At 69.6% G+C, this 23,337-nt stretch carries 21 protein-coding genes; 5 read left to right on the plus strand and 16 right to left on the minus strand.

Translation table 11 applies throughout. From position 1 onward, the window contains the following. Positions 1-23: 23 nt before the first annotated feature. Genes WBG06_RS09065 through WBG06_RS09075 form a run of 3 tightly spaced genes read left to right on the plus strand, consistent with a single transcriptional unit; the run spans position 24 to position 1,419 of the window. The gene (locus tag WBG06_RS09065) at positions 24-383 is read left to right on the plus strand and encodes an ArsR/SmtB family transcription factor (protein ID WP_336736261.1); all 360 of its coding nucleotides are present in this window, start codon (positions 24-26) and stop codon (positions 381-383) included. Next, positions 380-868: an SRPBCC family protein gene (locus WBG06_RS09070; protein ID WP_336736262.1), complete on the plus strand. Its 489-nt coding sequence runs from the start codon at positions 380-382 to the stop codon at positions 866-868. The genes WBG06_RS09065 and WBG06_RS09070 overlap by 4 nt, the downstream gene beginning before the upstream one ends. Continuing rightward, complete coding sequence (locus WBG06_RS09075) at positions 865-1,419, plus strand: TIGR03086 family metal-binding protein (protein ID WP_336736263.1); 555 nt, start codon at positions 865-867, stop codon at positions 1,417-1,419. The genes WBG06_RS09070 and WBG06_RS09075 overlap by 4 nt, the downstream gene beginning before the upstream one ends. Before the next feature lies 1 nt (position 1,420). Here WBG06_RS09075 and WBG06_RS09080 read toward each other — a convergent pair whose 3' ends face one another. The 10 genes from WBG06_RS09080 to WBG06_RS09125 form a co-directional block, all read right to left on the minus strand. Next, positions 1,421-1,777, minus strand: a complete 357-nt coding sequence (locus tag WBG06_RS09080; RefSeq protein ID WP_336736264.1) for a hypothetical protein — start codon at positions 1,775-1,777, stop codon at positions 1,421-1,423. Positions 1,778-1,810: 33 nt separating this feature from the next. Continuing rightward, positions 1,811-3,415: a 2-succinyl-5-enolpyruvyl-6-hydroxy-3-cyclohexene-1-carboxylic-acid synthase gene (menD, locus tag WBG06_RS09085; RefSeq protein WP_336736265.1), complete on the minus strand. Its 1,605-nt coding sequence runs from the start codon at positions 3,413-3,415 to the stop codon at positions 1,811-1,813. A gap of 30 nt (positions 3,416-3,445) precedes the next feature. Continuing rightward, the gene (locus tag WBG06_RS09090; RefSeq protein ID WP_336736266.1) at positions 3,446-4,432 is read right to left on the minus strand and encodes an o-succinylbenzoate synthase; all 987 of its coding nucleotides are present in this window, start codon (positions 4,430-4,432) and stop codon (positions 3,446-3,448) included. Between the two features lie 162 nt (positions 4,433-4,594). Beyond that, positions 4,595-5,638, minus strand: coding sequence for an AMP-binding protein (locus tag WBG06_RS09095; protein ID WP_336736267.1), 1,044 nt, complete (start codon positions 5,636-5,638; stop codon positions 4,595-4,597). A gap of 145 nt (positions 5,639-5,783) precedes the next feature. Further along, positions 5,784-7,754 carry a peptidoglycan DD-metalloendopeptidase family protein gene (locus tag WBG06_RS09100; protein WP_336736268.1) on the minus strand — a complete coding sequence of 657 codons (1,971 nt, stop codon included), beginning with the start codon at positions 7,752-7,754 and terminating at the stop codon, positions 5,784-5,786. A 165-nt stretch (positions 7,755-7,919) separates the two neighbouring features. Then, a complete protein-coding gene (locus tag WBG06_RS09105) occupies positions 7,920-8,390 on the minus strand; it encodes a hypothetical protein (RefSeq protein WP_336736269.1) in 471 nt (156 codons plus the stop codon). Between the two features lie 62 nt (positions 8,391-8,452). Continuing rightward, positions 8,453-10,561 (minus strand): hypothetical protein, encoded by a 2,109-nt coding sequence (locus WBG06_RS09110; protein ID WP_336736270.1) that lies wholly within the window; start codon positions 10,559-10,561, stop codon positions 8,453-8,455. Further along, positions 10,561-13,284 carry an ATP-binding protein gene (locus tag WBG06_RS09115; protein ID WP_336736271.1) on the minus strand — a complete coding sequence of 908 codons (2,724 nt, stop codon included), beginning with the start codon at positions 13,282-13,284 and terminating at the stop codon, positions 10,561-10,563. The genes WBG06_RS09110 and WBG06_RS09115 overlap by 1 nt, the downstream gene beginning before the upstream one ends. Continuing rightward, positions 13,281-14,546, minus strand: coding sequence for a hypothetical protein (locus WBG06_RS09120; protein ID WP_336736272.1), 1,266 nt, complete (start codon positions 14,544-14,546; stop codon positions 13,281-13,283). The genes WBG06_RS09115 and WBG06_RS09120 overlap by 4 nt, the downstream gene beginning before the upstream one ends. A 39-nt stretch (positions 14,547-14,585) precedes the next feature. After that, positions 14,586-14,852: a hypothetical protein gene (locus WBG06_RS09125; RefSeq protein ID WP_336736273.1), complete on the minus strand. Its 267-nt coding sequence runs from the start codon at positions 14,850-14,852 to the stop codon at positions 14,586-14,588. 472 nt (positions 14,853-15,324) lie between these two features. Here WBG06_RS09125 and WBG06_RS09130 point away from each other — a divergent pair, with 472 nt between their 5' ends. Beyond that, on the plus strand, positions 15,325-15,498 hold the full coding sequence (locus WBG06_RS09130) for a hypothetical protein (protein WP_008356373.1): 174 nt from the start codon (positions 15,325-15,327) through the stop codon (positions 15,496-15,498). 161 nt (positions 15,499-15,659) lie between these two features. Continuing rightward, on the plus strand, positions 15,660-16,922 hold the full coding sequence (locus tag WBG06_RS09135) for an MFS transporter (protein ID WP_336736274.1): 1,263 nt from the start codon (positions 15,660-15,662) through the stop codon (positions 16,920-16,922). 124 nt (positions 16,923-17,046) lie between these two features. On the opposite strand, the gene WBG06_RS09140 is transcribed toward WBG06_RS09135, so the two are convergent. The 6 genes from WBG06_RS09140 to WBG06_RS09165 form a co-directional block, all read right to left on the minus strand. Beyond that, a complete protein-coding gene (locus WBG06_RS09140; RefSeq protein WP_336736275.1) occupies positions 17,047-17,922 on the minus strand; it encodes a 1,4-dihydroxy-2-naphthoate polyprenyltransferase in 876 nt (291 codons plus the stop codon). A gap of 193 nt (positions 17,923-18,115) precedes the next feature. Then, a complete protein-coding gene (mmsB, locus tag WBG06_RS09145; protein ID WP_336736276.1) occupies positions 18,116-19,402 on the minus strand; it encodes a multiple monosaccharide ABC transporter permease in 1,287 nt (428 codons plus the stop codon). Next, positions 19,399-20,940 (minus strand): multiple monosaccharide ABC transporter ATP-binding protein, encoded by a 1,542-nt coding sequence (gene mmsA / locus WBG06_RS09150; RefSeq protein WP_336736277.1) that lies wholly within the window; start codon positions 20,938-20,940, stop codon positions 19,399-19,401. Before mmsA ends, mmsB begins: the two co-directional genes overlap by 4 nt. 75 nt (positions 20,941-21,015) lie before the next feature. Then, on the minus strand, positions 21,016-22,080 hold the full coding sequence (gene chvE / locus WBG06_RS09155) for a multiple monosaccharide ABC transporter substrate-binding protein (RefSeq protein WP_336736278.1): 1,065 nt from the start codon (positions 22,078-22,080) through the stop codon (positions 21,016-21,018). Positions 22,081-22,368: 288 nt separating this feature from the next. Then, positions 22,369-22,989 carry a maltokinase N-terminal cap-like domain-containing protein gene (locus WBG06_RS09160; protein ID WP_336736279.1) on the minus strand — a complete coding sequence of 207 codons (621 nt, stop codon included), beginning with the start codon at positions 22,987-22,989 and terminating at the stop codon, positions 22,369-22,371. 17 nt (positions 22,990-23,006) lie between these two features. Further along, positions 23,007-23,330: a DUF4229 domain-containing protein gene (locus WBG06_RS09165; RefSeq protein ID WP_336736280.1), complete on the minus strand. Its 324-nt coding sequence runs from the start codon at positions 23,328-23,330 to the stop codon at positions 23,007-23,009. Positions 23,331-23,337: the final 7 nt, after the last annotated feature.

Consider the following 23,337-nt stretch of genomic DNA (forward strand, 5'->3'; position numbering starts at 1 on the left):
ACCACATGGTTGAGGAGTTACGGATGAGCGAGGACAGACTCTCCCGAGTCTTTGCGGCACTGGCAGACCCGACCCGACGTGATCTGGTCGCCCGGCTCTCGTCGGCCGACGCAACGGTCGGCGAGCTGGCGGCGCCGTACGACGTCAGCCTCCAGGCGGTCTCCAAGCACCTCAAGGTGCTCGAGGACGCCGGCCTGGTGAGCCGTGAGTCGCGCCGCGCCCCCGTACGTCTGGAAGCAGAGGTGTTCGACCTCATGACGAAATGGATCGACCGCTACCAACAGCAGGCCGAGGAGCGCTACCGCCGACTGGACGCGCTGCTCGACGAGATGCAGGACAGCACACCGACACGAGAATCATCCCGAGAACAGGACGCATCATGACCACCACGAAGCACGAGACCACGATCGAGGCCTCCAAGGAGACCCCGACGATCACCATCACCCGCGAGTTCGACGCTCCCCCGGAGCTCGTCTTCCGCGCCCACGCCGAGAAGGACCTGTACGCCGCGTGGGTCGGCCCGCGCGACGTCGGCATGAACATCACCGAGTGGGACTTCCGCACCGGCGGCTCCTGGGCCTACTCGGCCGAGCGCGACGGGGACGAGTTCACCCAGTTCTTCGGCAGCTTCCACGAGGTACGCGAGAACGAGCGCATCGTGCAGACCTTCACCTGGCGCGGCGCGCCCGACGGAGTCTCACTGGAGGTCCTCACGCTCGAGCCGCTCCCCGGCGGCCGCACCCGGCTGACCGGCCTCAGCGTCGTCGAGTCCTTCGAGACCCAGGCCGCGATCATGGCCAGCGGCATGGACAAGGGTGTCATCCAGGGCTACGAGCAGCTCGACGACCTCCTCGAGGAGCTCTCGTGAGCCCCTCCGAGCAGCACGCCTACGACTCGGCCCGGTTCGCCGACCTCGTCGCCTCGGCCGGGGCCGAGGACTGGGAACGGCCCAGCCCGGTCGCAGGCTGGACCGCACTGGACGTCGTCACCCATCTCGTCGAGTGGTCACGCGGGTTCCTCCAGGGTTCGGCGGGCGTCGACCTGCCGCCTCTGGACGTCGCCGCCGATCCCGTCGCCGCCTGGAAGACCCACACCGCAGACATCCAGGCCCTCTTCGACGACCCCGCCGGTCGCATGGTCTCCAACCCGCACATGGGCGACAAGCCCCTCGACGTTGCCCTCTCGGAGATCTACACGACCGACGTCTGGATGCACTCCTGGGACCTCGCTCGCGCCCTCGGGCAGAACTTCGACCTCGGCGCCGACCGCGCCGCCGCCATGCTCGCCGGCGCAGCCGCCATGGAGGACGCCATGCGCGCCTCCGGCCAGTTCGGCCCCAGGTTCGAGGTCCCCGCCGACGCCACCCCTCAGGAGCAGCTCCTCGGCTTCATCGGCCGGGATCCGTACTGGCGGGCCTGATTCAGGACAGCGTGAGAGAGCCGACGCCGGAGGTGTAGTGGGTCGCGTACGTCAGCTGCACCTGCTCTCGCCCGGGCGAGAGCAGGATGGTGGCGGCCTGCTGGAGGTGGTCGCCCTCGACGTGGACGCTGACGTGGCAGGCGCGTTCGGCGGGGATCTCGAAGGAGACCGTCCCCCAGTAGACGACGTACTGGCGCCCGTCGATGCTCGCGATCGGCGGGAGCTTGCCCGGGTTGTTGGCCAGCATCACGTTTCCGCTGGTCAGGTGGAGCACCAGGATGCGCTTCGCGCCGGTGTAGTACTCGACGTAGGGCACCACGCCGGGCCACTGCGGCTGCGCTTGCGGCTGTTCGGTCACGGGCACACCCTGCCACGCCGGCGGGGCGGAGGCTCAGGAATGGGCCAACGCACGGATGGCGAGGTCGAGGTCTCGGCGATCCGCCCGGGAGACCACGGCCTCGACGACCTCGATGCCGCCGTTGGGTGAGGCGAGGGCGGCGTCGAGCTCGGGCACGGAGGTGACCGCCAGGTGCGGGATGCGGTGGGCAGCGCAGAGAGCCTCCAGCGAGGTCCCGTGCGGGGTGCCGAAGAGGCGCTCGAAGCTGTCGGCGTAGTCGTCGGCACCCTGCTCGAGGGAGGCGAAGATCGAGCCGCCGTCGTCGTTGGCGACGACGATGGTGAGATCGGGGCGGATCTCCTCAGGGCCGAGCACGAGCCCACCGGCGTCGTGCAGGAAGGTGACGTCGCCCATCAGCGCGAGCGCGCGGGTCGACGAGCCCCGACCGGCGGCCGCGCCGATCGCCGTGGAGACGATGCCGTCGATCCCGGCCAAACCGCGGTTGGCCAGCACCTTCCGGCGCCCGCCGACACGGTTGGGACGCATCATCAGGTCCAGGTCACGTACGGGATTGGAGGGGCCGAGCATCAGCAGGCCACCGTCGGGCAGGGCGCGGGCGACACAGGCGGACACGTCGTACGCGGTCATCTCCGGCTGCTCGTGGAGCAGCCGGTCGACCTGACGACCGAGATCGCGGTCGGCCGTACGCCACTCCTCCAGCCACGCCGGATCCGGCTCGCCGTCGACGTGGAGGCGGGTGCGGACGGCGCGGTCGACCCGGAACGGGCGCGCGGACCAGGCCCCCTCGACCGGGGCCGCGATGATCTCGACGTCGTCGCGCGCCAGCAGGTTCGCGACCGGCCGGGAGAGGGTCGGATGGCCGTAGACGACGACACGCTCGATCCGCTCGGCGAGCGGCGACTCCAGCAGCAGCCGGTAGGTGCGCAGGGCGTTGTCGCCCGTGCGGGCGCCCGAGGTGGGCTCGGCGAGCAGCGGCCAGCCGCCCTCCTGGGCAAGGATGCGGGAGGGCGGGCCGGCGTCGTCGCCGGCGACCACGACCGTGCGGGGCGTCCCCGGGCCGGTCGGGATCGACTCGTAGATCATCAGCTCCGGGCGTACGGGCTCCGGACGGACCTCGAGGCCCGCTGGTTCCCACCGGTCCGGCGGAGTCAGCGGGACGTCGAGCTGGACGTTCCAGTGGACGGGGCCGCGCGCGAAGTCGAGGGCGGCGATGTCGGTCTCGGCGGGCGCCTCGGCCAGATCGACGGTCTCCACCAGCCGGCCGAAGATGCCGACCTGATCGGTGACCTGGTTGGCGCCGGTCTCGCGCAGCCGGGCCGGACGGTCGGCCGTGACGACGACCAGCGGCACTGCCGCATGAGCCGCCTCGAGCACCGACGGGTGCAGGTTGGCGACCGCGGTGCCGGAGGTGCACATCACCGCGGCGCGCGAGCCGACCTTGGTCAGGCCGAGCGCGAAGAAGCCGGCGGAGCGCTCGTCGATCCGGGTGTGCAGCCGCACCAGACCGGCCCGGGCGGCGTCGAAGACGGCGAACGACAGCGGCGCGTTCCGCGAACCCGGAGCGATCACGACGTCGGTGACACGCGCCTCAAGAAGCGCGGTGACCACCGCACGGGCGAGCTCAGTAGCCGTTGTCATGCGCACTCCCCTGATCCTTCGTCGACGTGCTCATCGGAGCGTCTCCCGGTAAGCGATGACGTCGGCCAGTCGCCGCCGCCAGAAGTCCGTACGCTCCGGGGAAGCGGCCAGCGTCTCCTCGACGAGCAGCCGCTCCGGAACGGGCGAGGCCGGGAGCACCGGCAGGACCCCGCCGTCCGGGAGGAGAGGCGTGGCGGCGATGTCCTCGGTGAACATCGAGACCGTGCCCAGGCCGCACGCGTACGGAAGGTCCGGCAGCGCCGCCGCGAGCGCGATCCCGGCGGCCATCCCGACCGACGTCTCCAGCGCGGAGGAGACCACGCACGGCAGCCCGATGTCCTCGGCGATCCGCAGACAGGCGCGTACGCCACCCAGCGGCTGCACCTTCAGCACGGCTACGTCCGCGGCCTCGAGGTCGCGGACGCGGTAGGGGTCTGCGGCCCGCCGGATCGACTCGTCGGCGGCGATCGGGACGTCCACCTTGCGGCGTACGTCGGCGAGCTCCTCGACCGTGAGGCACGGTTGCTCGACGTACTCCAACCCTCCGGCGGCCCGGTCGAGGACGCCGATCGCCGCGAGCGCCTCGTCGACCGACCAGAGTCCGTTGACGTCGATCCGGACCTTGCCACCGGGGCCGAGGGCATCCCGGACCGCCTCGACCCGGGCGAGGTCGTCGGCCAGGCTCTGGCCGGGGTCGGCGACCTTCACCTTCGCGGTCGCGCACCCGGAGCGCGTCACGATCTCGTGGGCGCGCTCGGGCCCGACGGCGGGCACGGTGGCGTTGACGGGCACAGAATCGCGGACCCGGGCCGGCCAGTCCCCTGCCGCCGCCTCCTCGGCGCAACGCAGCCAGGGCTCGATCTCGGGGGTGTCGTAGTCGAGGAACGGCGACCACTCGCCCCACCCGCCGGCACCTTCGAGGCGATGTATCGAGTCTGTCGAGATGACGAGGCCCTCACGCTGGGTGATCCCGCGGAAGCGGGTCGTCATCGGGAGGGAGAAGACATGCAGGCTCATCGGGCCACCTCCGTAGCGCAAGCGCCAGAATACGGACGCGGCCCGATGACAGCTTCGATGGTCGCTCGCTGGCGCTCGCTCATCGGGCCACCTCCGTAGCGCAAGCGCCAGAATACGGACGCGGCCCGATGACAGCTTCGATGGTCGCTCGCTGGCGCTCGCTCATCGGGCCACCTCCGTCTCGTCGCTCGTGGCCAGCGCGAGCAGGGCCCGCCGGTCGGGCTTCCCGTTGGCCAGGAGCGGGATGTCGTCGAGCGCGACGACCTGACGCGGAGCCCACGAGCGCGGATGCTCCGCAGCGACCCACTCGCGGACGGCGTCGGCGGTGATGTCGCCGACGACGAAGGCGACCAGGCGCTGGCCCCACTCCTCGTCGGGGACGCCGAGCGCCTCCGCGGCCGCGACGGCCGGGTGCTCACGGAGCCGGCGCGCGACGAGCGCCGCCGGCACCTTCACGCCGCCGGTGATCACCATGTCGTCGACCCGACCGAGGATCCGGAGCCGGCCGTCCTCGTCCAGCGTGCCGGCGTCGGAGGTGAGGAACCAGCCGTCGACCAGCGCTTCCGCAGTCTGGGCGGGATCGTCCTGGTAGCCGTCGAAGAGCGTCGGGCCGCTGATCCGGACCCGGCCGTCGGTGCCGATCGCGATCCCGACGCCGTCCAGCGGCATCGCGTCGTAGACGCAGCCGCCGCAGGTCTCGGCCGAGCCATAGGTGGCGACGACGGTGACGCCCGCCTCCTCGGCGCGCGCCCGCAGCGACGGGTCGATCGGGCCGCCACCGAGAAGCACCGTGTGGAACTCGGCCGCCGCCGCCAGATCCGCGCCGACCGCCTCCAGGATCCGGTGCAGCTGCGTCGGCACCAGCGAGACGAACCGCGGCCCCGGCTTCATCGCTGCCGCTGCCTCGGCGAAGGTCTCGTGGGCCGCGGCGATCACCGGCTCGAACCCGGCGAGGAGCGAGCGGGCGATCACGTTGGCCCCAGCGACGTACGAATCGGGCAGGGTCAGCAGCCACTGCCCGCTCGCCCCGACGCGTCGCGCCGACGCCGCTGCCGACGCCTTCATGGCTTCTCGCGACAGCATCACCCGCTTGGGCGTGCCGGTGGATCCCGAGGTCTCCACGATCCAGTGCTCCGGCCCACCTCCGGCCAGCCATTCGGCCATCGCGGCGACGGTGCGTCGAGCCCGTTCTGCCGCGTGGTCCATGCCCCCAACGCTATCCCCTGCGTCGGGAGTGCGAGCGACGGGCTGGTGGGTCCGGCGGGGTGTAACACGCTGTTCGTAGCACTATCCGGTCGTTTATTGAGGGCGAGTAGTACTACGAACGACGTGTTACACGGGAGACGGCGCGCTACTGGCCGCGGATGTTGAAGTCGGCCACCAGGCCGTCGTGGTCGGACTCCAGCTCGAACGTCGCGTGGCGGGTGGGGGCGGCGGTCGAGCTCGAGCCGAGGAGCCAGTCGATGGTGCCGCCGCCGTCATGGGTGGCCCAACCCTGCGGAGGAGCGCCGAGGGTCTCGAAGGTCGAGGTCATCCCGGCCTTGGTCATCAGGGGCTTCGGTCCCCACGGGTCGCCGTTGCCGCCCTTGCGCGGGTAGGGCGAGTTGAGGTCGCCGGCGACCAGCACGGGGCCGTACTTCTGCAGACCCTGCGCCAGCCCGGCGAGCTTGGCGAAGCCACGCTGGGCCTCGTCCTTGCGCGCCTGCGGGCTGTTGGCCGGTGACGTCATGGTGTGGGTCGAGATCACCGAGATGCGCCCAGAGCCGTCGCTGCTCGCGAGGACGACCCAGGTGGCGTACCTGTTGTCGTTCTTGACCCCGGTGACCGGCTTGGTCAGCTGGACGGTGCCCTTGTCGACCGCCACCCAGCGGTCGGTGCGCCACATCACGACCGGGCTCAGCGCCTGGCTCCGCGCCCCGTATTCCTCCGCGGAGGCGCGATAGGTGCCGTAGCCGCGTACCGAGATGTCGGAGACCGTACGCGACTGGGCCTCGTTGAGCGAGACGAAGTCGGGTCCGTGCTTCATGACCTCCGCCAGGTCGGAGCGGTATCTCGAGCGGGACATGGAGACCTTGATGTTGGCCTGGGCCAGTCGCACCTGCGGGCCGGAGACCGCCGCCGGCGACGCGGCCGGCTGGCCGCTGGCGGCCTTGCCCTCACCCGGCAGCCCGGCGACCTGCTTGGTCGCCTCGAGGGTCTTGCCGATGTTCTTCTGCAGCCAGGCCGCAGGGTCGACCTGGTCCTGAAGGTAGCCACCGCCGTGCGGGTGCACCTCGAAGTGGAGGTGGCAGCCGGTCGAGTTGCCCTCGCTGCCGACCTGGCCGATGACCTGGCCGGCCTTGACCATCTGGCCCTCGCGGACCGAGAGCGACTGCATGTGTCCGTACCACGTCGTCAGGTTGCCGGGCGCCGTCTGCACCTTCACCAGCCAGCGGCCCGACCAGCCCCAGCCGCCGCCCGACTCGAGCACGATGGTGCCGCCGTGGGCCGCCTGCACCGGGGTGCCGCACGGCGAGGAGTAGTCGTTGCCCGTGTGCATGTTGGCCCAGTTGGACCCGGAGTTGCCGTAGTTGTCGTTGTCGACCGCGAGGCCCGCCTGGATAGGACGTACGACGGAGGTGCTGATCCCGGCCATGCCGATCGTGCAGGCCACGTCGGTCGCGGTGGCCGTCAGGTCGGCGGCGGAGACGCCGTCGGCCAGCGCGGCGACGAGGGCTCGCGCCTCGTCCTCGTGCTGGGCGTAGGCGAGCGGGAAGGCCGATCGCTGCACCGCCTGGGCGGCCGCGGTGACCTGCATCTTGCGCCAGCCCGGGATGTCCAGCAGACCGGTGTTGCCGGTGTGGGTGGCCACCCCGTAGAACGCCTGGGCGGACTTGACCGGGTTCGTGATGTCGGCGACCGTCCCCCAGCCGGAGACCGGGCGCTGCTGGAAGAGACCCTGCGAGTCGCGGTCGCCGTAGTTGAGGTTGCGCAGGGTGCTCTCCTGCATCGCGGTCGCGAGCGCGATCACCCACCCGTAGGCCGGCACCCCTGCCTGCTTGCCGACCGCCACGATGGTCCGGGCGTTCTGGATCTGCTCGTTGGTGAACCCGGCGATGCTGCCCTCCGGCGTCTCACCGTCGACACCGGTCCCGCCGCTGGTGGCGATCGCGTTGGTCCCGCCGACGCAGCCGGCCTCGGCCTGCTCCTTGTTGCTCTGCTCGCTGCTCGCCAGACCCCCGATGATGACCACCAGGACGACCATGACCACCAGAGCCACCGTGGCCGCAGCGACCACGAGTCCCCAGATCAGTCGCGCCTTGGCGATCAGCATGATGGCCATGGTCTAGACCATGTCTTTCAAAGACACGGCGGCCGCGAGCGGCGTTTCGGGCCGATCTGGCAAGGCGTCCGCTGCGACGGCATCCTGACGGCTTTCGAGCGGCGGCAACGCAGCCAGATCGGATGCGAAACGTCGCGTAGCGGGCGTGGATTTGAGAGACATGGTCTAGCCGCCCGGGAGGATGTTGGCGACGTACCAGACGTTGTCGATCAGCGTCAGGTAGACGATGACCTTCGGGCCGTCGGTGGTGACTTCGACGCGCGCCTCGGAGTCAGTCTGCTCGAGCACCTTCGCGGTGCCGACGACCTTGGTCGCCGGCACGGTGGCCGGATCGGTGGTGCCCAGCGCCTGGGCCAGCGACTCGTCGGGGTGGGCGGCGTTGATCCCGACCCACCACTCTTCGGTGGTCAGGTCGGGTCGTGCCCACGCGGCCACGAACTGGGTCGCCGCCGCGCCCGGGTCGGGCACCGGCGCTGCGGACCCGCTGGCGGAGGCGCTCGCCCCGGCCGAGGCCGAGGCGCCTCGCTCCGGCTGCGCGGCCGGCTCGGCGTCGGGAGCGTCGCTCCACTGGGCGATGACCCAGATGACGAAGACGATGCCGACAACCACCGAGAAGAACCGGAACGGCGACCTCATGGGCCACCTCAGCAGCGGCGCGATGACCTCCCACAGCACACCACGCGTCGTTGTCGACCGCACTACCGGGCTCCTCCTTCATCTGGCCGCCAGCTCGAACCGTTGTCGACGGGAACCGCGCGGTTCCCGCTCGGTGAGTAGATGACGAAGACCGGGTTGCCGTCGGGGTCGTAGTCGACGTTGGCCTCGGCCACCGGAGAGTGTCGCGGCGGCTCACGGTCGGCGTTGGCACCTGCGGTGTAGTCGACGGGGCTCGGCGCCTCGGGGCGGTCCTGGTTGAAGACGCGCCCGGCACGTCCTCGGGCCGCCTCGTCACCGGACGGGGCCTCGTCGCGCTCGACGGAGCGCGAGTCGAACCACTGACCGGCCACCCGCTCGCCCTCGTTTCCACCGGCGGAGGACCCCAGGGCGTACGCAGGGGTGTCGCTCGATCCGGAGCCCAGGGCTCCGGCGGCGGCCACGGTCGCCTGGCCGGGCACCTGCTCGGCGGTCATCGTCGGCCGGGTTCCGGTCAGCTCCTGGCCCGGCATGTAGACCCCACCGGGGCTCGAGGTCGGCCCGGCCCCTGCCGGCGTGGGCTGCAGGTCGGAGGTCGCGTCGCGGACGCCGGCTTCGGTGCCCGTCCGGGCCCCGACGTACGAGGACAGCATCGCGTTGAGACGTCCCATGCCCGGGATCGGGATCCCGTAGGCAGCAGGGCGGGTGAGCCGCCAGGCCAGCACGGTCAGCACGGCGATCAGCCCCAGCTGGAGCACGAACCACATCTTCGAGGTCAGGATCGCCGAGTCCAGCCGCAGCAGCAGCAACGCGACCAGGAAGTAGATCGGGCCCATCACCAGCGGCCCCACCACCCGCTTCAGCATCGCCACCGCCGCATCCCGGGTGTGGTCCAGCATGAACAGCACCCCGGCTGCCGGCGCGAACGGCACGATCAGCCGGATCAGCGCGAACGAGAGCAGGATCGCCAGCCCCGCGACCAGCAGGAATCCGCACACGACCACGACCACCACGAGGTTGACCAGCGCCGTGGTCACCCGCTGCGACCAGTGCTCGCCCTTGAAGTACTCGTAGGCCACCGGATCGGACTTCTTGACCGCCTCGGCGTGCTTCTTGAAGGCGTCCTGCTTGGCCTCCAGGACCTTCTTGCCCTCGCCGTTGGGGTCCTCGCGGTAGGCGTCGTACTCCTGCCAGGAGAAGTGCGTGGACCGGAAGACCCGCGGCCCGTATTTCTTCGCCGTGGCCGAGTCCGGATCACCGAACGCACCCGCCAACCAGGTCCGGTATTGCGTCGACCGCACCACGTCGTCCATCTGGGCGTCGACAGCCTCGACCGCATCGGTCTCACCGAACTTGTCGTCGTTGACCCCGGGCACCGTCCGGCCGTCGTTGAACCCGGTCGCGATCATCCCCGTCGCCGACCGCACCCCGTCGTCGACCAACCGGGTCGACTCGACCGGGTACTGGATCAGCCACGACGTCACCACCAGCACACCCAGCGCCCAGCCGGCCGCCGTCACCGCCCGCGAGAACCGGCCGTCGCGCGCCCGGATCATCACCGTCGCCGCGACCAGCAGCAGCACCACGCTCACCCACGGCGCCCAGACCCCGTCGGTGACCGCCTTCGACGCCGTCACGATCGGGCCGTCGAGCGCCTTCAGGAACGAGTTCTCCCCGATCACGGCGTTCAGCAACGCATGCGACCAGTTGGGCAGGATCCCCGAGATCTCCAGCAGGATGTTGCCCAACGAGGTCCCGGCACCGGCCACGAACTGCCCCGTGCACCCGTTGTCGTAGGTCCACCACTGCGGCGACGTCCCGTAGGCGGACTCCAGCGAGACCTCGTCCTTGTTGCGGAACGGGTCCAGCTCGTCGTCGACCTTCTCCGGGTCGTTCAGCTCCGTGCCCGCCTTCGACGCCGCCCCCAACGCCGTCATCCGCACGATGAAGCTGCCGTCGCCGTAGGGAGACGCCGGCATCGGCGCATCCAGGTTGTTGCACGCATCGCTCACACCCGAGAGCCCACCCGTCGGGTCGAACGGGATCGGGATGTCGATCCCCTTCGGCCCCGCGGCCGCCGGCCCGGCGACGGACAGCAGCGCAACCACGAGTACGACGAGGGCGGCAGCCCTGCGGCGCAGGGCTGTCCTGTGGTGAGCGGGGCGCGGTGGCATCAGCCGATCCCGTCCCTGGAAAGATCGGTCGCGGGAAGGTCGGTCGGGTCGCCGCCGATGGCACGGCTGACGCGGCGCGTGGGGTCGGCGGTGGTGTTGAGCGCCTCCTGCAGACCCGGGTGGTGGTTGAGGGTGACCTTGATGATCTCCATGCCGCCGTGGCCGGTGTCGCCACCGAGGCCGTCACGGTAGATGAACTCCCGGTAGCCCAGCTGCTCGTCGCCGCGCCTGGTGCGCGGCGAGAGCCGTGCCAGGATCGACTCGTAACCCAGACCCTCGGGCTTGCCCAGGAGCTTGAGCGCGTCGCGCTGGGCGGACTCGTCCTGCGTACGTCCCACGAAGGCCGCCCCGACGAAGTTGTTGATGTCGGAGCCCAGGATCGCGGAGGCGTTCTGGGTGGAGACCAGCGCGGCACAGTTGTTCTTGCGGGAGTCGCTGGAGAGCTTGTGGACGAGAGCACGCCCGGTGCCGCCCGAGGCCTGGGTGACCTCGTGGGCCTCGTCCAGCGCGAACAGCTTCCGATCGTTGGGGTCGCTGCGGTAGATCAGGTGGAGCGCGGACCAGGCAGCGAGGGTCATGATCGGGCGCGCCATCTGCTCCTCGGCGCTCCACTCCTCGCGCGGCACGTGCTCGGGCGGGGTGTTGAGGCCCTTGAGGTTGTAGAAGGTGAACGGCGTGCCCTTCAGCTCCTCGTCGGACTGGAGGAAGTCGTTGCCGAAGAACAGTCGGCCGAGCTCACGCTCACGGGCGGCGGCGAGCTCGCGGGCGATCTCGTGATCGCCGTTCTCGCCCTCGAAGAGCATCTTCACGATCGTGGAGGTGTCGGCACCGCGGTCGGCCGGCGCCTCCATGACGCGGGCACGGATGCGCTTGAGCACCTCCTCGTTGTTGGCCAACCCGACCGGGAGGCAGGAGCGGAGCACGGAGACGGTCAGGTCGCGGCGCTGCTGCACGGCGGCCGAGCGCTCCCGGTGGAGCCGCTCGGCGAACTCGTGGTCGGACATCGCCTCGGCCCGGATCAGCTCCGGGTTGGGGTCGGGCACGACGGCGTACGGCGAGAGGCTCCCCGGACGGCCTCCGAGAACGTCGACGCTGCGGGCCCGGGCCGGCACCTGCTGGCCGTTGAAGATGCCGCCACCGATCTCGGGCAGCGACATCAGCCGCTGCAGACGGCCGGCCGGGTCCATGGCGACGCCGTGGATGCCGGACAGGATCGACATGTAGATGATGACGCCCATGAGGGTGGACTTGCCGGATCCGGGGGTGCCGACGAGCGGGATCAGGCCGGCCTGCTCCATCACCTCGGTCAGGTACCACGGGTCCATCAGCACCGCCCGCGACGCCATCGCCGAGGTCTCACCGAGGTAGAAGCCGCGCTTGTCGCCGACCTCCGCGGTGACCGCGGGAAGACCGGCGGCGACCTTGAGCACCGGGAACTTCCGGGCGTGGGCGGTCGAGGCGAGCGGCTCGCCCGGGACGAACTCGCGAGCCAGGTGATACTGGCCGAGCTGGCGGGTGATCTTGATCTGTGGCCGGTAGAGGTCGACGACCTTCTGCGCCTTGTCGAGGGCCTCGGCCTCGGTGCGACCGGTGACGGCGATCCGGTACCAGCCCCGGGTGCGGGTCGAGAGGCCGGTGAACTCCGAGCGCATCTCGTCCTCGACGTCGGCGGCCCGGCCGGCCTGGCGGGTGAGCTGCTTGGGAGGCCTTTTCCCGTGGTCGTCGGACCAGTGGCTGACCTGGCCGTCGATGCGGCGGGTCAGCGACGCCATCTCGCGGGAGACGTCCTCCGGCGAACGGGGCTCGACCCGGAAGGACCACTCCACCGGGAAGCCGAGTGCATCGGTCTTCGCCATCCACGGCGCATGGGTCTCCGGCACCTCGATGTCGCCGATCCGCGAGACGGTCAGCACACACACGTGGCTGGTCTCCTGGCGGCCACCGATGCTGCTCGTGACCTGCACGGTCGGCGCCAACGGCTCTGCCGACCAGGCGACCGACTCGAACCACTCGGCCATGTCGTCGGTGTCGAGGAAGTTCTGCTGGGCCTCCCCCGGCTCGGGCACGGGGATCTTCGCCCCCAGCGAGAGCGAACGGGCGATCATCCACTCCATGTCGTGGCCGACGGCCGGACGTGCCGAGAAGCCCGGCCGCGACATCACCCGGTTGACAGTGTCGAGGCGCTCGCTGATCGCGGCCATCTCGCGCTCCGCAGCCCCGGCCGAGAACTTCGCCAGCGTCCGCACCGTCGCGTCGCGGCGGCCGAGGTCGACGCCGTAGTAGACGAGCTTGTCGGCCTGGCTGTGAGCGGCCATGTGGGCCTGGTTGCGCGCCATCATCTCCTCGAACCCGGGCTGCGGGTCCGGAGCGTTCGCGAAGGCGGCGTGCGCCCAGTGACGTACGGGATAGGGGCGGGTGGTGACGCGACCGTGGACGGTGTTGCCAACCAGGTCTGCCAGCTGGCTCGCCTGGTCGGTGATGAGTGCCTCGAGGTCGGCGTGGGCCCGGAACGACCAGGTCTGCGGCTCGGCGAGATACCAGGCGATGATGCGGTCGCTGGTGAAGGTCAGGTGGCCACGCACCTCCTCCAGCGCCCAGCTGTCGCCTCTGGGCCCGTTGACGCCCTTCGAGTCGTCGCCGCCCCGGCCGAAGACGCCTCGGCGTCCCGGCTTGGGCTTCTCGAAGCCGGGCCCGTAGGCCCGCTCCGTTCGCGGCCGCCTCATGCGGTTCCTCCGTCGTTGGGTGCGTCGCCGTCGAGGCGCTTGCGGTAGTCGTAGTCGTCCGTACGCTGCGAGTGCTCGGCAGGCATCGCCTGCTCGTCCGGGTTGCCCCGGGGCCGTGTCCGCCCCGAGGGTGCGTCATCGAGCTCGTCGGGGTCAGCGAGCCCTGGTTCGGGTGCGATCACGACGGCCGGCTTGACCGCGTGCGAGAGAGGTTGTCGGGTGACCTTCGGCTCGACCCGAATCGGGGGCTTCGGCGGTGTGGTCGGCTGTGCGGTCGGCGGGGTCTGCTGACCCGCAGAGGTCGGCGGCGGAGGCGGTGGTGCTGTCGGCCGTGCCGTCCGGGCCTGGGTCGGGATGACGGGCGGGGGTGGCGGCGCAGGGGTCGAGGACTTGGCTGCCGGGGTCTGGGGTGCCGGGGTCTGGGGCGCCGGGGGCTCGGGAGCCGGTGCCGGGGGCTGTGCGGGCGCCTGCTGAGGCGCAGCGGGCTGCGGGCGCTGGGCGCTGCGGGCGTTCGCTCCCTCACGGGCTTGCCAGGGCGCTCCGCCCTTCCACGGCACGTCGCGGGGCTCTCGTGGCGACGAGGACGGCCGGCTCGACCAGCCACCCTTCGCCGGACGGCCGCCACCGGCCGCCTGCGTCGCGGACCGAGCCTGGGGCTGAGCCTGGGCCTGGGGCTGGACCGAGAGATGAGCCGGAAGCGGATCCTCGACGACCTTCGCCTCGATCACCGGTCGCACAGGCGCGGCCTTGCCGCGTACGGGCATGGCCGAGGAGCCGGCGCGGCGAGACTGGGCGCTCGGCGTCGAGGCGACGACCGTCGCCTGCATGAGTCGCGGCGACGACGTTGCGCCCGGCTGCTGGGCGAACCGCCGGCCAGGCCGTCGCATCGCCTTGGCCCAGCCGCCCCGGGGGCGGGTCGCGTGCCGGAACGCGGCGGCTGCACCCCCGGCGTACTGCATGCCGGTCTCCACCCGCGGCGTGGTCAGCTCGTGCCAGAAGGTCATCAGCCAGGCACCGGCGGAGCTCTCCGCGCTGATGTAGTCGGAGGCCTTCATCGAGAGGAAGGAGGCGCCGAGCAGCCACAGTCCCATGCTGAGCAGCGTCACCGGCATGCCGAGCTTGCGCAACAGCACAAGCGTCACTGGTGCGATCACCAGGAAGAGGAAGATGGTCCGATACCGCATCTCCCCGATGTAGCGACGAGGGGGACCGAGATAGGTCTGGTCGACCTCGTACAGCTCGTCGTCGTCAGGCAGCCTCATCCCCGAGATCCCTCCCTGGGTTAGCTAACGGGACCGGGTTCACCCCTTGAAGAGACCAGCCATCCACTGACCGAGGTCTGTGGCGTTGTTGCCCACGGCCAGGCCGAGGACGCCGAGACCGATGATCAGGCCACCGACGATCGTGACGGCCTTGGAGATGTTGCCGCTGCGGGCAGCCCACAAGACCGTGACGCCCAAGATCAGGACGACGAGGGTGATGATGTTGTCGGTGATCCATTCGGCCAGGCCACCGGTGCCGTACTCGGCGGCCTGCGACGTACTTTGAATCAGCTGGTGCGGTGCCATTGTTCTGCTCCCTTTCCCGAGGTGAGGTGTGGTTGCCGGACATCTCCGGAAGTATTCGGTTGTCCCGTCCGGCGCAGCCCCATGCGGCACCGGTGGGTGGAGGCGCCCTGCCCCTCCCGCGCACAGACGCAAACTCCCGGGCATCGGCATTTCTGGACAAACGCCACCGCCATGTGAGACGAGCGTAGTCCTCAGACCGCCTCGGCGCACCTCGTTCCACCTGACGACACGTGCTCATCGCGTGCGCGCGGGCTCCCGGGTCGACCGCTTCGGGGGGGGCGTCCATGCCGCCCACCGGACCGATGGGCACGACTCCGTCCCGCTCTGCGGTCTCCTTGACCGTATCCTTGCGAGGGGGTGCCAACTTCGGGGAACCTATATCCCGGTGCATCCTCGCGAATTTCGCGCGCTTGCGTCCGGGTTCGCGAATTTACATTCAATACAATCGGATTTCTCGGGAGGACGAGCTCACATGGACAAGAAGAAGATCTTCATCGTCATCGGCGTTCTGTTCGTCGGGTTTTGGCTGTTCACCGATCCGCAGGGGCTGACCAGCACGATCTCCGCAATCGCCGGCGGCATCTGGGGCGTCACCACCGACGTCTTCGGCGGCGTGATCGGCACGATCGAGGGCTCCACCCGCTGACCTCGGCCGCGACCTACGCCGACGCATGAGCGTCGGCGCGATGGACTCCTTTTCTCTGGCTGCCCGGTGTGGGGACCGACCAGCACAGATAACTGTTTGACGTCGAACACGGCGACGACAAGGATGCGCTTGTCTCGATGTCAAGATAGTTTGGAGTCGCCTTGTCGTCTCGCTTCATCCGGTTGAGGGACAAGGTCCTCTCAGACGACCCGCTGATCCGGGCGATGTCGTACCAGTCGGTGCTGTCGGCGTTCGCCGAAGGCACCTTCCTCACGGGCTCGGCGGTCTTCTTCACCCAGATCGTCGGCCTCTCCGCCGCGCAGGTCGGCCTCGGTCTCACGATCGCGGGCGTCGCCACCTTTGTGTTCGCCGTCCCCCTGGGCCGACTCGCGGACCGGCTCGGCACCCGGTTCAGCTGGATCGCCGGCGCCATCCTCCAAGCGCTGCTGTTCGGTGCCTGGGTCCTGGTCGGCAACTTCGCCGCGTACGTCGCCGTCGAGGTGCTCCTCGCCCTCGCCTCGTCCTGGCAGAAGTCAGGCCGCGACGCCTACCGGATCTCCGTCTTCCCCGCAGCGACCCGGGTGCGCGGGTTCGCCTACATGCGCGCCGCCCGCAACGTCGGCTACACGCTCGGCGCCCTGGCCAGCGGCCTCGCCCTGGCGGCCGACTCCAACACGCTGATCAAGGCAGTCCCGGTGATGACCGCCGTGGTGCTCCTGGTCAACGCCTACTGGATCTCGCGCCTCCCCCGGCTCGCCGCGGCTGCCTCTCCGGGCGACGTGAAGCCGGAGGTACGCGACCGTCTCGGCGCGCTGCGCAACCGCGCGTTCCTCGCCACGACCTTCTTCGACGGTGTCCTCGGCACCCACCAGGTGCTCCTCAACGTCGTCATCCCGCTCTGGCTCGTCCAGGAGACCGACGCGCCGCGGGTGCTGCTGGCGTGGCTGTTCGGCACGAACACCGTCATGGCCGTCGGGCTGCAGGTCATCGCCGCCCGCGGGGTCACCGACGTGACGACGTCGCTGCGTGCGCAGCGGCGGGGAGCGTTCTGCTTCCTCGCCTCCTGCGTCATCATCGCGGTCACCCACGACACCGTCGGGCTTCTCACCATCGCGCTGGTCTGGCTCGGCCACGTGACCGTCACCGGCGCCGAGCTCTTCCAGTCCGCCGGCGAGTGGGGCCTCGTCGCCGACCTCTCCGACCCGGAGCACCGCGGCGACTACCAGGGTGCCGCCCAGGTCGGCTACACCCTCGGCACCGTCTGGGCCCCCGCGGCGTACACCTTCCTCGCCATGGAGCTCGGCCACCTCGGCTGGGCCGTCATCGCGGGGATCGTCGTCGTCGCCGCCATCGGCGTCCACCCCTCCGCCCGCGCCGCCGAGCGCTACCTGGCACGGCGGGGGCGGGTGGCTGAGCTGGTATAGGCGACTCGTGTAACACGTCGTTCGTAGTACTACTCGCCCTCAATGAACGACCGGGTAGTGCTACGAACAGCGTGTTACTCGGTTCACCGGAGGGCCAGCACGCGCCAGCGCGCCGACACTGCGCTCAGACGAACAGCAGCGGTACGCCGACGAGCAGCCCCCACACCAGCGTGGCCAGCCCCGTCTGCTGGAGCACGGGGATCAGCCGCGGGCCGAGGTTGGCGCGGTCGAGGACGGTGCGGACGCCCTGAGCGGCCACCACGAGGAATCCGAGGCCGAGCAGCGCCCACCACGACGTCGTCAGGGCCACCAGCACGACCGAGACGGCGGCGACGGCCACGAGGGCGACGTAGAGCCAGCGGGTGCGCGCGTCGCCCAGACGGACCGCGAGCGTGATCTTCCCCGACTCGGTGTCGCCGGGGATGTCACGGAGGTTGTTGGCGACCAGGAGCGCGGAGGTGATCGCGCCGATGCCCACACCGGCCCACAGCGCGCCCCACTCCCAGGTCTGCGTCTGGACGAACGTGGTGCCGATGACCGCGACGAGCCCGAAGAAGACGAAGACCATGACCTCGCCGAGGCCGGCGTAGCCGTAGGGGTGCGATCCGCCGGTGTAGTACCAGGCGGCGATCATGCAGACCAGGCCGACGACCACGAGCCACCACGCGGAGGTCACCGCCAGGATCAGCCCCGCCACCGCGGCGACCCCGAACGCGATGAACGCGGCCCGCTTGACCGCGGACGGCGAGGCGAGCCCCGAGCCGGTCAGCCGCAGCGGCCCGACGCGGTCGTCGTCGGTCCCGCGGATCCCGTCGGAGTAGTCGTTGGCGTAGTTGACCGCGACCTGCAGCGCGAGGGCCACCACGAGCGCGAGCAGCGCCTTCCACCAGACCAACCCGTCGGCGTACGCAGCCACCCCGGTGCCGGCGATGACCGGCGCGAGCGCCGCTGGGAGTGTGCGAGGTCGGGCTCCCTGGAGCCACTGAGCGGAGTTTGCCACCCCGCTATTCAACACCGGCGGCTGGTGAGGGGCGCGCCGGGGATGTAACACGTCGTTCGTAGTGCTACTCGCCCTCAATGAACGACCGGATAGTGCTACGAACAGCGTGTTACACGAAGGCGCGCCCCCAGAAACCCCAACGACCCCTGCCGGGGGGAGGCAGGGGTCGAGGGGTGGGGGAGGGAGGGATGGATCAGTTCTTCGGTGGTTCCTGGGAGTCGACGCTAAGCTCGGCCTCCATGGCCTCGATCTCCTCGGCCAGCTTGTCGGGCGGCGGTGCGCTGGGCTCCGCGGACTCGGCACCGGCACCACCGGAGCCGGCGGTGCGGCGCTTGTTCCACACGTCGAACGCGACGGCGAGCAGCAGCACGAGACCCTTGATGGCCTGCTGCCAGTCGATGGAGACACCGAGCAGCGACATGCCGTTGTTGAGCACACCCATGACGAGACCACCGATGATCGCGCCGATGACGGTGCCGACGCCACCGGTGACGGCGGCGCCACCGATGAAGGCAGCGGCGATCGCGTCGAGCTCGAAGTTGACGCCGGCCTTGGGGTTGGCCGCGGTCAGGCGGGCGGTCGTGACCAGACCCGCCAGGCCGGAGAGCAGACCCATGTTCATCATGACCAGGAAGTCGACACGCTTGGTGTTGACGCCGGACATCGTGGCCGCGTCGACGTTGCCGCCGATCGCGTAGACGTGCCGGCCGAAGACGGTCTTGTTCATGATGAACGTGTAGACGACGATCAGGCCACCGAGGATGAGGCCGACGATCGGCAGACCGCGCGCATCGGCGAGCAGGTAGGCGAAGTACATGATCACGATCGTCAGCAGCGCCAGCTTCACCACGAAGAGCGGGAAGGGCAGGACCTCGAAGTTGTACGCAGCCTGAGCAGCCCGGCGGCGCACCTCGAGCACGATCAGCACGGCCACAGCGGCGACCGCGATGAGGAGCGTCAGGTTGTGGAACCCGGTGTCCGGCCCGATCTCGGGCAGGAACCCGTTACCGATGGCCTTGAACTCCTCGGGCAGACCACCCACGGTCGCACCCTTGAGCACGACCAGGGTCAGACCGCGGAAGAGCAGCATCGAGGCCAGCGTGACGATGAACGCCGGGATCCCGACGTACGCCACCCAGAACCCGTGCCAGGCACCGATGGCCGTGCCGATCAGCAGGCCGATGAAGACGGCCAGCCACCACGGGAAGTCGTACTGGGTCATCATGATCGCCGAGGCGGCGCCCACGAAGGCGGCCACGGAGCCGACCGAGAGGTCGATGTGGCGCGCCACGATCACGATCACCATGCCGATGGCCAGGATCAGGATCTGAGCGTTCTGGACGACCAGGTTCGAGACGTTGAGCGGCTTGAGCAGCACGCCCTCGGTCGAGATCTGGAAGAGGATGACGATCGCCGCCAGAGCGATGATCATCCCGTACTGGCGGACGTTCCCGCGCAGCGTGTTGAGCAGGGCATTCATCGGGGGTACTTCCTCGCGTCCGCGGTCATGTAGCGCATCAGGGACTCCTGGGTGGCCTCTGAGCGGTCGAACTCATGGGTGATCACGCCCTCGGCGAGCGTGTAGATGCGATCACACAGGCCGAGCAGCTCAGGCAGCTCGGAGGAGATCACCAGGACGCCGCGACCGCTGCTGGCGAGCTCCTGGATGATCCCGTAGATCTCGTACTTGGCGCCGACGTCGATGCCTCGGGTCGGCTCGTCGAGGATCAGCAGCTTCGGGTCGGTGTACATCCACTTGGACAGCACCACCTTCTGCTGGTTGCCGCCGGAGAGCTTGCCGACACCGGCCGTGATCGACGGCGCCTTGATGTTGAGGTTCTTGCGGTAGCCCTCGGCGACCACGACCTCCTTGTGCTCGTCGACGACCAGCCCGCGCCGCAGCTTCTTGAGCGCCGCCGCGGTGATCGAGGTCTTGATGTCGTCGATGAGGTTGAGCCCGAGGCCCTTGCGGTCCTCCGAGACGTACGCGATGCCCGCATCGATCGCCTGGGTGACCGTGTTGAGCTGCAGCTCCTCGCCGTCCAGCACCAGCGAGCCGGAGGTCCGGGAGCCGTAGGAGCGACCGAAGACCGACCGCGCGAGCTCCGTACGTCCCGCGCCCATCATCCCGGCGATGCCGACGATCTCGCCGGCGCGCACGGACAGGTTGGCCTGCCGGATGACCTCGCGGTGGCTGTCCTGGGGGTGCATGACGGTCCAGTCGCGGATCTCGAAGAGTACGTCCCCGATGGAGGGGGTGTGGTCGGGGAAACGGTTCTCGAGGTCGCGGCCGACCATCCCGCGGATGATCCGGTCCTCGTCCACGCCGCCGTCGGCGACGGACAGCGTCTCGATGCTGTGGCCGTCGCGGATGATCGTGATCTCGTCGGCGATCTGCTCGATCTCGTTCAGCTTGTGGCTGATCATGATCGAGGTGATCCCCTTCTCCTTCAGTCCCTCGAGGAGGGCGAGAAGGTGCTGGGAGTCGTCGTCGTTCAGCGCCGCGGTCGGCTCGTCGAGGATGAGGAGCTTGACCTCCTTCGAGAGCGCCTTGGCGATCTCGACCAGCTGCTGCTTGCCGATGCCGAGGTTCTTCACCGGGGTCAGCGGGTTCTCCCGCAGGCCGACCCGCGCAAGCAGGTCGATCGCCTCGCGGTTGGCGCGGCCCCAGTCGATGATGCCGCGCTTGGCGGTCTCGTTGCCGAGGAAGATGTTCTCCGCGATCGAGAGCTCGGGGATGAGGGCGAGCTCCTGGTGGATGATCACGATGCCGGCGGCTTCGCTCTGCCGGATGTTGCCGAACTTCGCGGTCTCGCCCTCGAAGACGATGTCGCCGCTGTAGGTGCCGTGGGGGTAGACCCCGCTGAGCACCTTCATCAGGGTGCTCTTGCCGGCGCCGTTCTCACCGCAGATCGCGTGGATGTCACCGCGGTTGACGACGAGGTTGACGTCGGAGAGCGCCTTGACGCCGGGGAACTCCTTGGTGATGCCGCGCATCTCCAGGATCGGTGAGCTCATGTGGTTCCTGCTTCTGGCCAGGTGACGGCGTGGGCCCGGTCCGGAGGGACCCGGGCCCACGCCGCGTACGGGGTGCTACTTGATCTCGTCGGCGGTGTAGTACTTGGAGTCGACGAGCACCTTGGTGACGTCGTCCTTGGTGACCACGACCGGGTCGAGGAGGTAGGACGGAACGACCTTCTCGCCGTTGTCGTAGGTCTCGGTGTCGTTGACCTCGGGCTCCTCGCCCGCGCCGACGGCGACGATCATGTCGACGGTCACCTCGGCGAGCTCGCGGGTGTCCTTGAAGATCGTGGAGTACTGCTCACCGGCGTTGATCGACTTCACGGACTGCACCTCGGCGTCCTGACCGGTCACGACCGGGAGGTCGGCGGTGGTGTAGCCGTTGCCCTTGAGCGCGGCGATGATGCCGAGCGAGAGGCCGTCGTAGGGCGACAGGACGCCCTGGACCTTCGTGGAGGCGTACGTCTTGGTGAGGATGTCCTCCATGCGCTTCTGCGCGGTGGCGGGGTCCCAGCGCAGGATCGCGGCCTGGTCGAACTTGGTCTGACCGGAGGGGATGACGATCTCGCCGGACTTCATCAGCGGCTCGAGCACCGACATGGCGCCGTCCCAGAAGAAGGTGGCGTTGTTGTCGTCGGGCGAACCACCGAAGAGCTCGACGTTGTAGGGGCCCTCGCCCTTGGCCTTCAGGCCCTCCACGAGCGAGGTGGCCTGCTGCACGCCGACCTGGAAGTTGTCGAAGGTCGAGTAGTAGTCGACGGCGTCGGTGTCGCGGATGAGGCGGTCGTAGCTGATGACCGGGATGTCCTGCGACGAGGCGGTCTCGAGGACGTCACCGAGCGCGGTGCCGTCGATGGCCGCGACCACGAGGACGTCGACGCCCTTGGTCACCATGTTCTCGACCTGGGAGACCTGGGTGGGGATGTCGTCCTCGGCGTACTGCAGGTCGACCTTGTAGCCCTCGGCCTCGAGCTGCTTCTTGATGTTGTTGCCGTCGGCGATCCAGCGCTCCGAGGACTTGGTCGGCATGGCCACGCCGACGGTGCCCTTGTCGCCGCCCTCGCCGCCGTCGCCGCCGCATGCCGCCAGACCGAGCGCAAGCGCCGCCGCGGTGATCGTGGTGAGTACCTTGCGCACTTACCTGCTCCATTTCATCTACGGCCACGTCGGGGAGCCGACGCGCCGCTGTCGGGGGTGCCGGAGGCCGGCTCAGGGGCCGGAATCCGGGTGAGTGACGTCACGTATGTGAACGCTCACATTGGGACAATGTGCCCCGTCATGTCCGAATGCGTCAAGTACAGGACGACGATGTTTCCGACTCGTGACTTACGGGAGGACCCGTTGATCATCAGCGCTCGCACAGGCGGTTCACAGACAAGGCGCGAAGCCTGCCGAAACGACCCCGAGCGGGCTCGGCGGCGGCGGTCAGAGGTGCTGTACGCCCACCAGCGACCCGGATCCCCCCGGCCAGGTCACCTGGATCGACTCCGTGCCGTCCGCGTCGGAGTCGTCGACGACGCGCTTCACGACGACCACGAAGCCGCCGGCGTCGACGCGGGACTCGGCCCCGTGGGAGCGGATCGTGACGCCGTCGAAGTGCGGCACCGCGTCGCGGTCCCACGCACCGGTGCCGGCCGCGGTCACGACCGCCTCACGGCGCTCCACCAGGCGGCCCTGGTCGTAGACGTCCATCGGCTCCTGGGTCGCGCCGGTCAGCGCGGCCGTCAGCAGCGCCCGGACAGCCACCGGGTCGGCGCAGGCGTCGTAGACGTAGCGCGTCCCCAGCGCGGAGTGCTCGGTGGTCGCCATCAGGAAGTCCTCGGCACCCTCGAGCGGAGCCTCGCGATAGGAGACCGGGAGGTGGACGACGGACTCGCCGACCTCGAGGAGCACACACTCGATCCCGACCCGCCCCGCCGGGTCGTCGAACCGGTAGGAGCCGATCGTGCTGGTCAACTCACCCGGCGACCAGTCCTGGTCGGCGAGCCAGGCACCGAAGATCTCGGGCTTCGTCGGGGTGAGCGTGGCCTTGTGAACGATCGACATGATCGTTGTCTAGCAGGTCAGGAGACCTTGTGGCTATCGCCGTCGCCGGTGGCGGGGGCGTCGGCGGCCTTGGCATCCATCTCGGTGTCGATCTCGGCATCCTCCTTGGCGCGGGCGGCCTCGACGGCCTTCGCAGCGCGGGCCTCGACCTTCTCGGCGAAGGCCCGACGCTGCGGGTCGAGCACGAAGAAGGAGAGCACGCCGCTGATCACGAACGCGACGATGACGGCGAAGAAGATGTCGACCTCGCCGGCGACCAGCGACCAGACGCCCGCCACGATGCCGAAGGTGGCGACCAACGACAGCAGCCGCAGGCCGGTGTAGATCCAGAACTCTTTCATGAGGATT

The sequence above is a fragment of the Nocardioides sp. CCNWLW239 genome, from assembly GCF_037137035.1.
In the GTDB taxonomy this organism is placed as follows: Bacteria; Actinomycetota; Actinomycetes; order Propionibacteriales; family Nocardioidaceae; genus Nocardioides.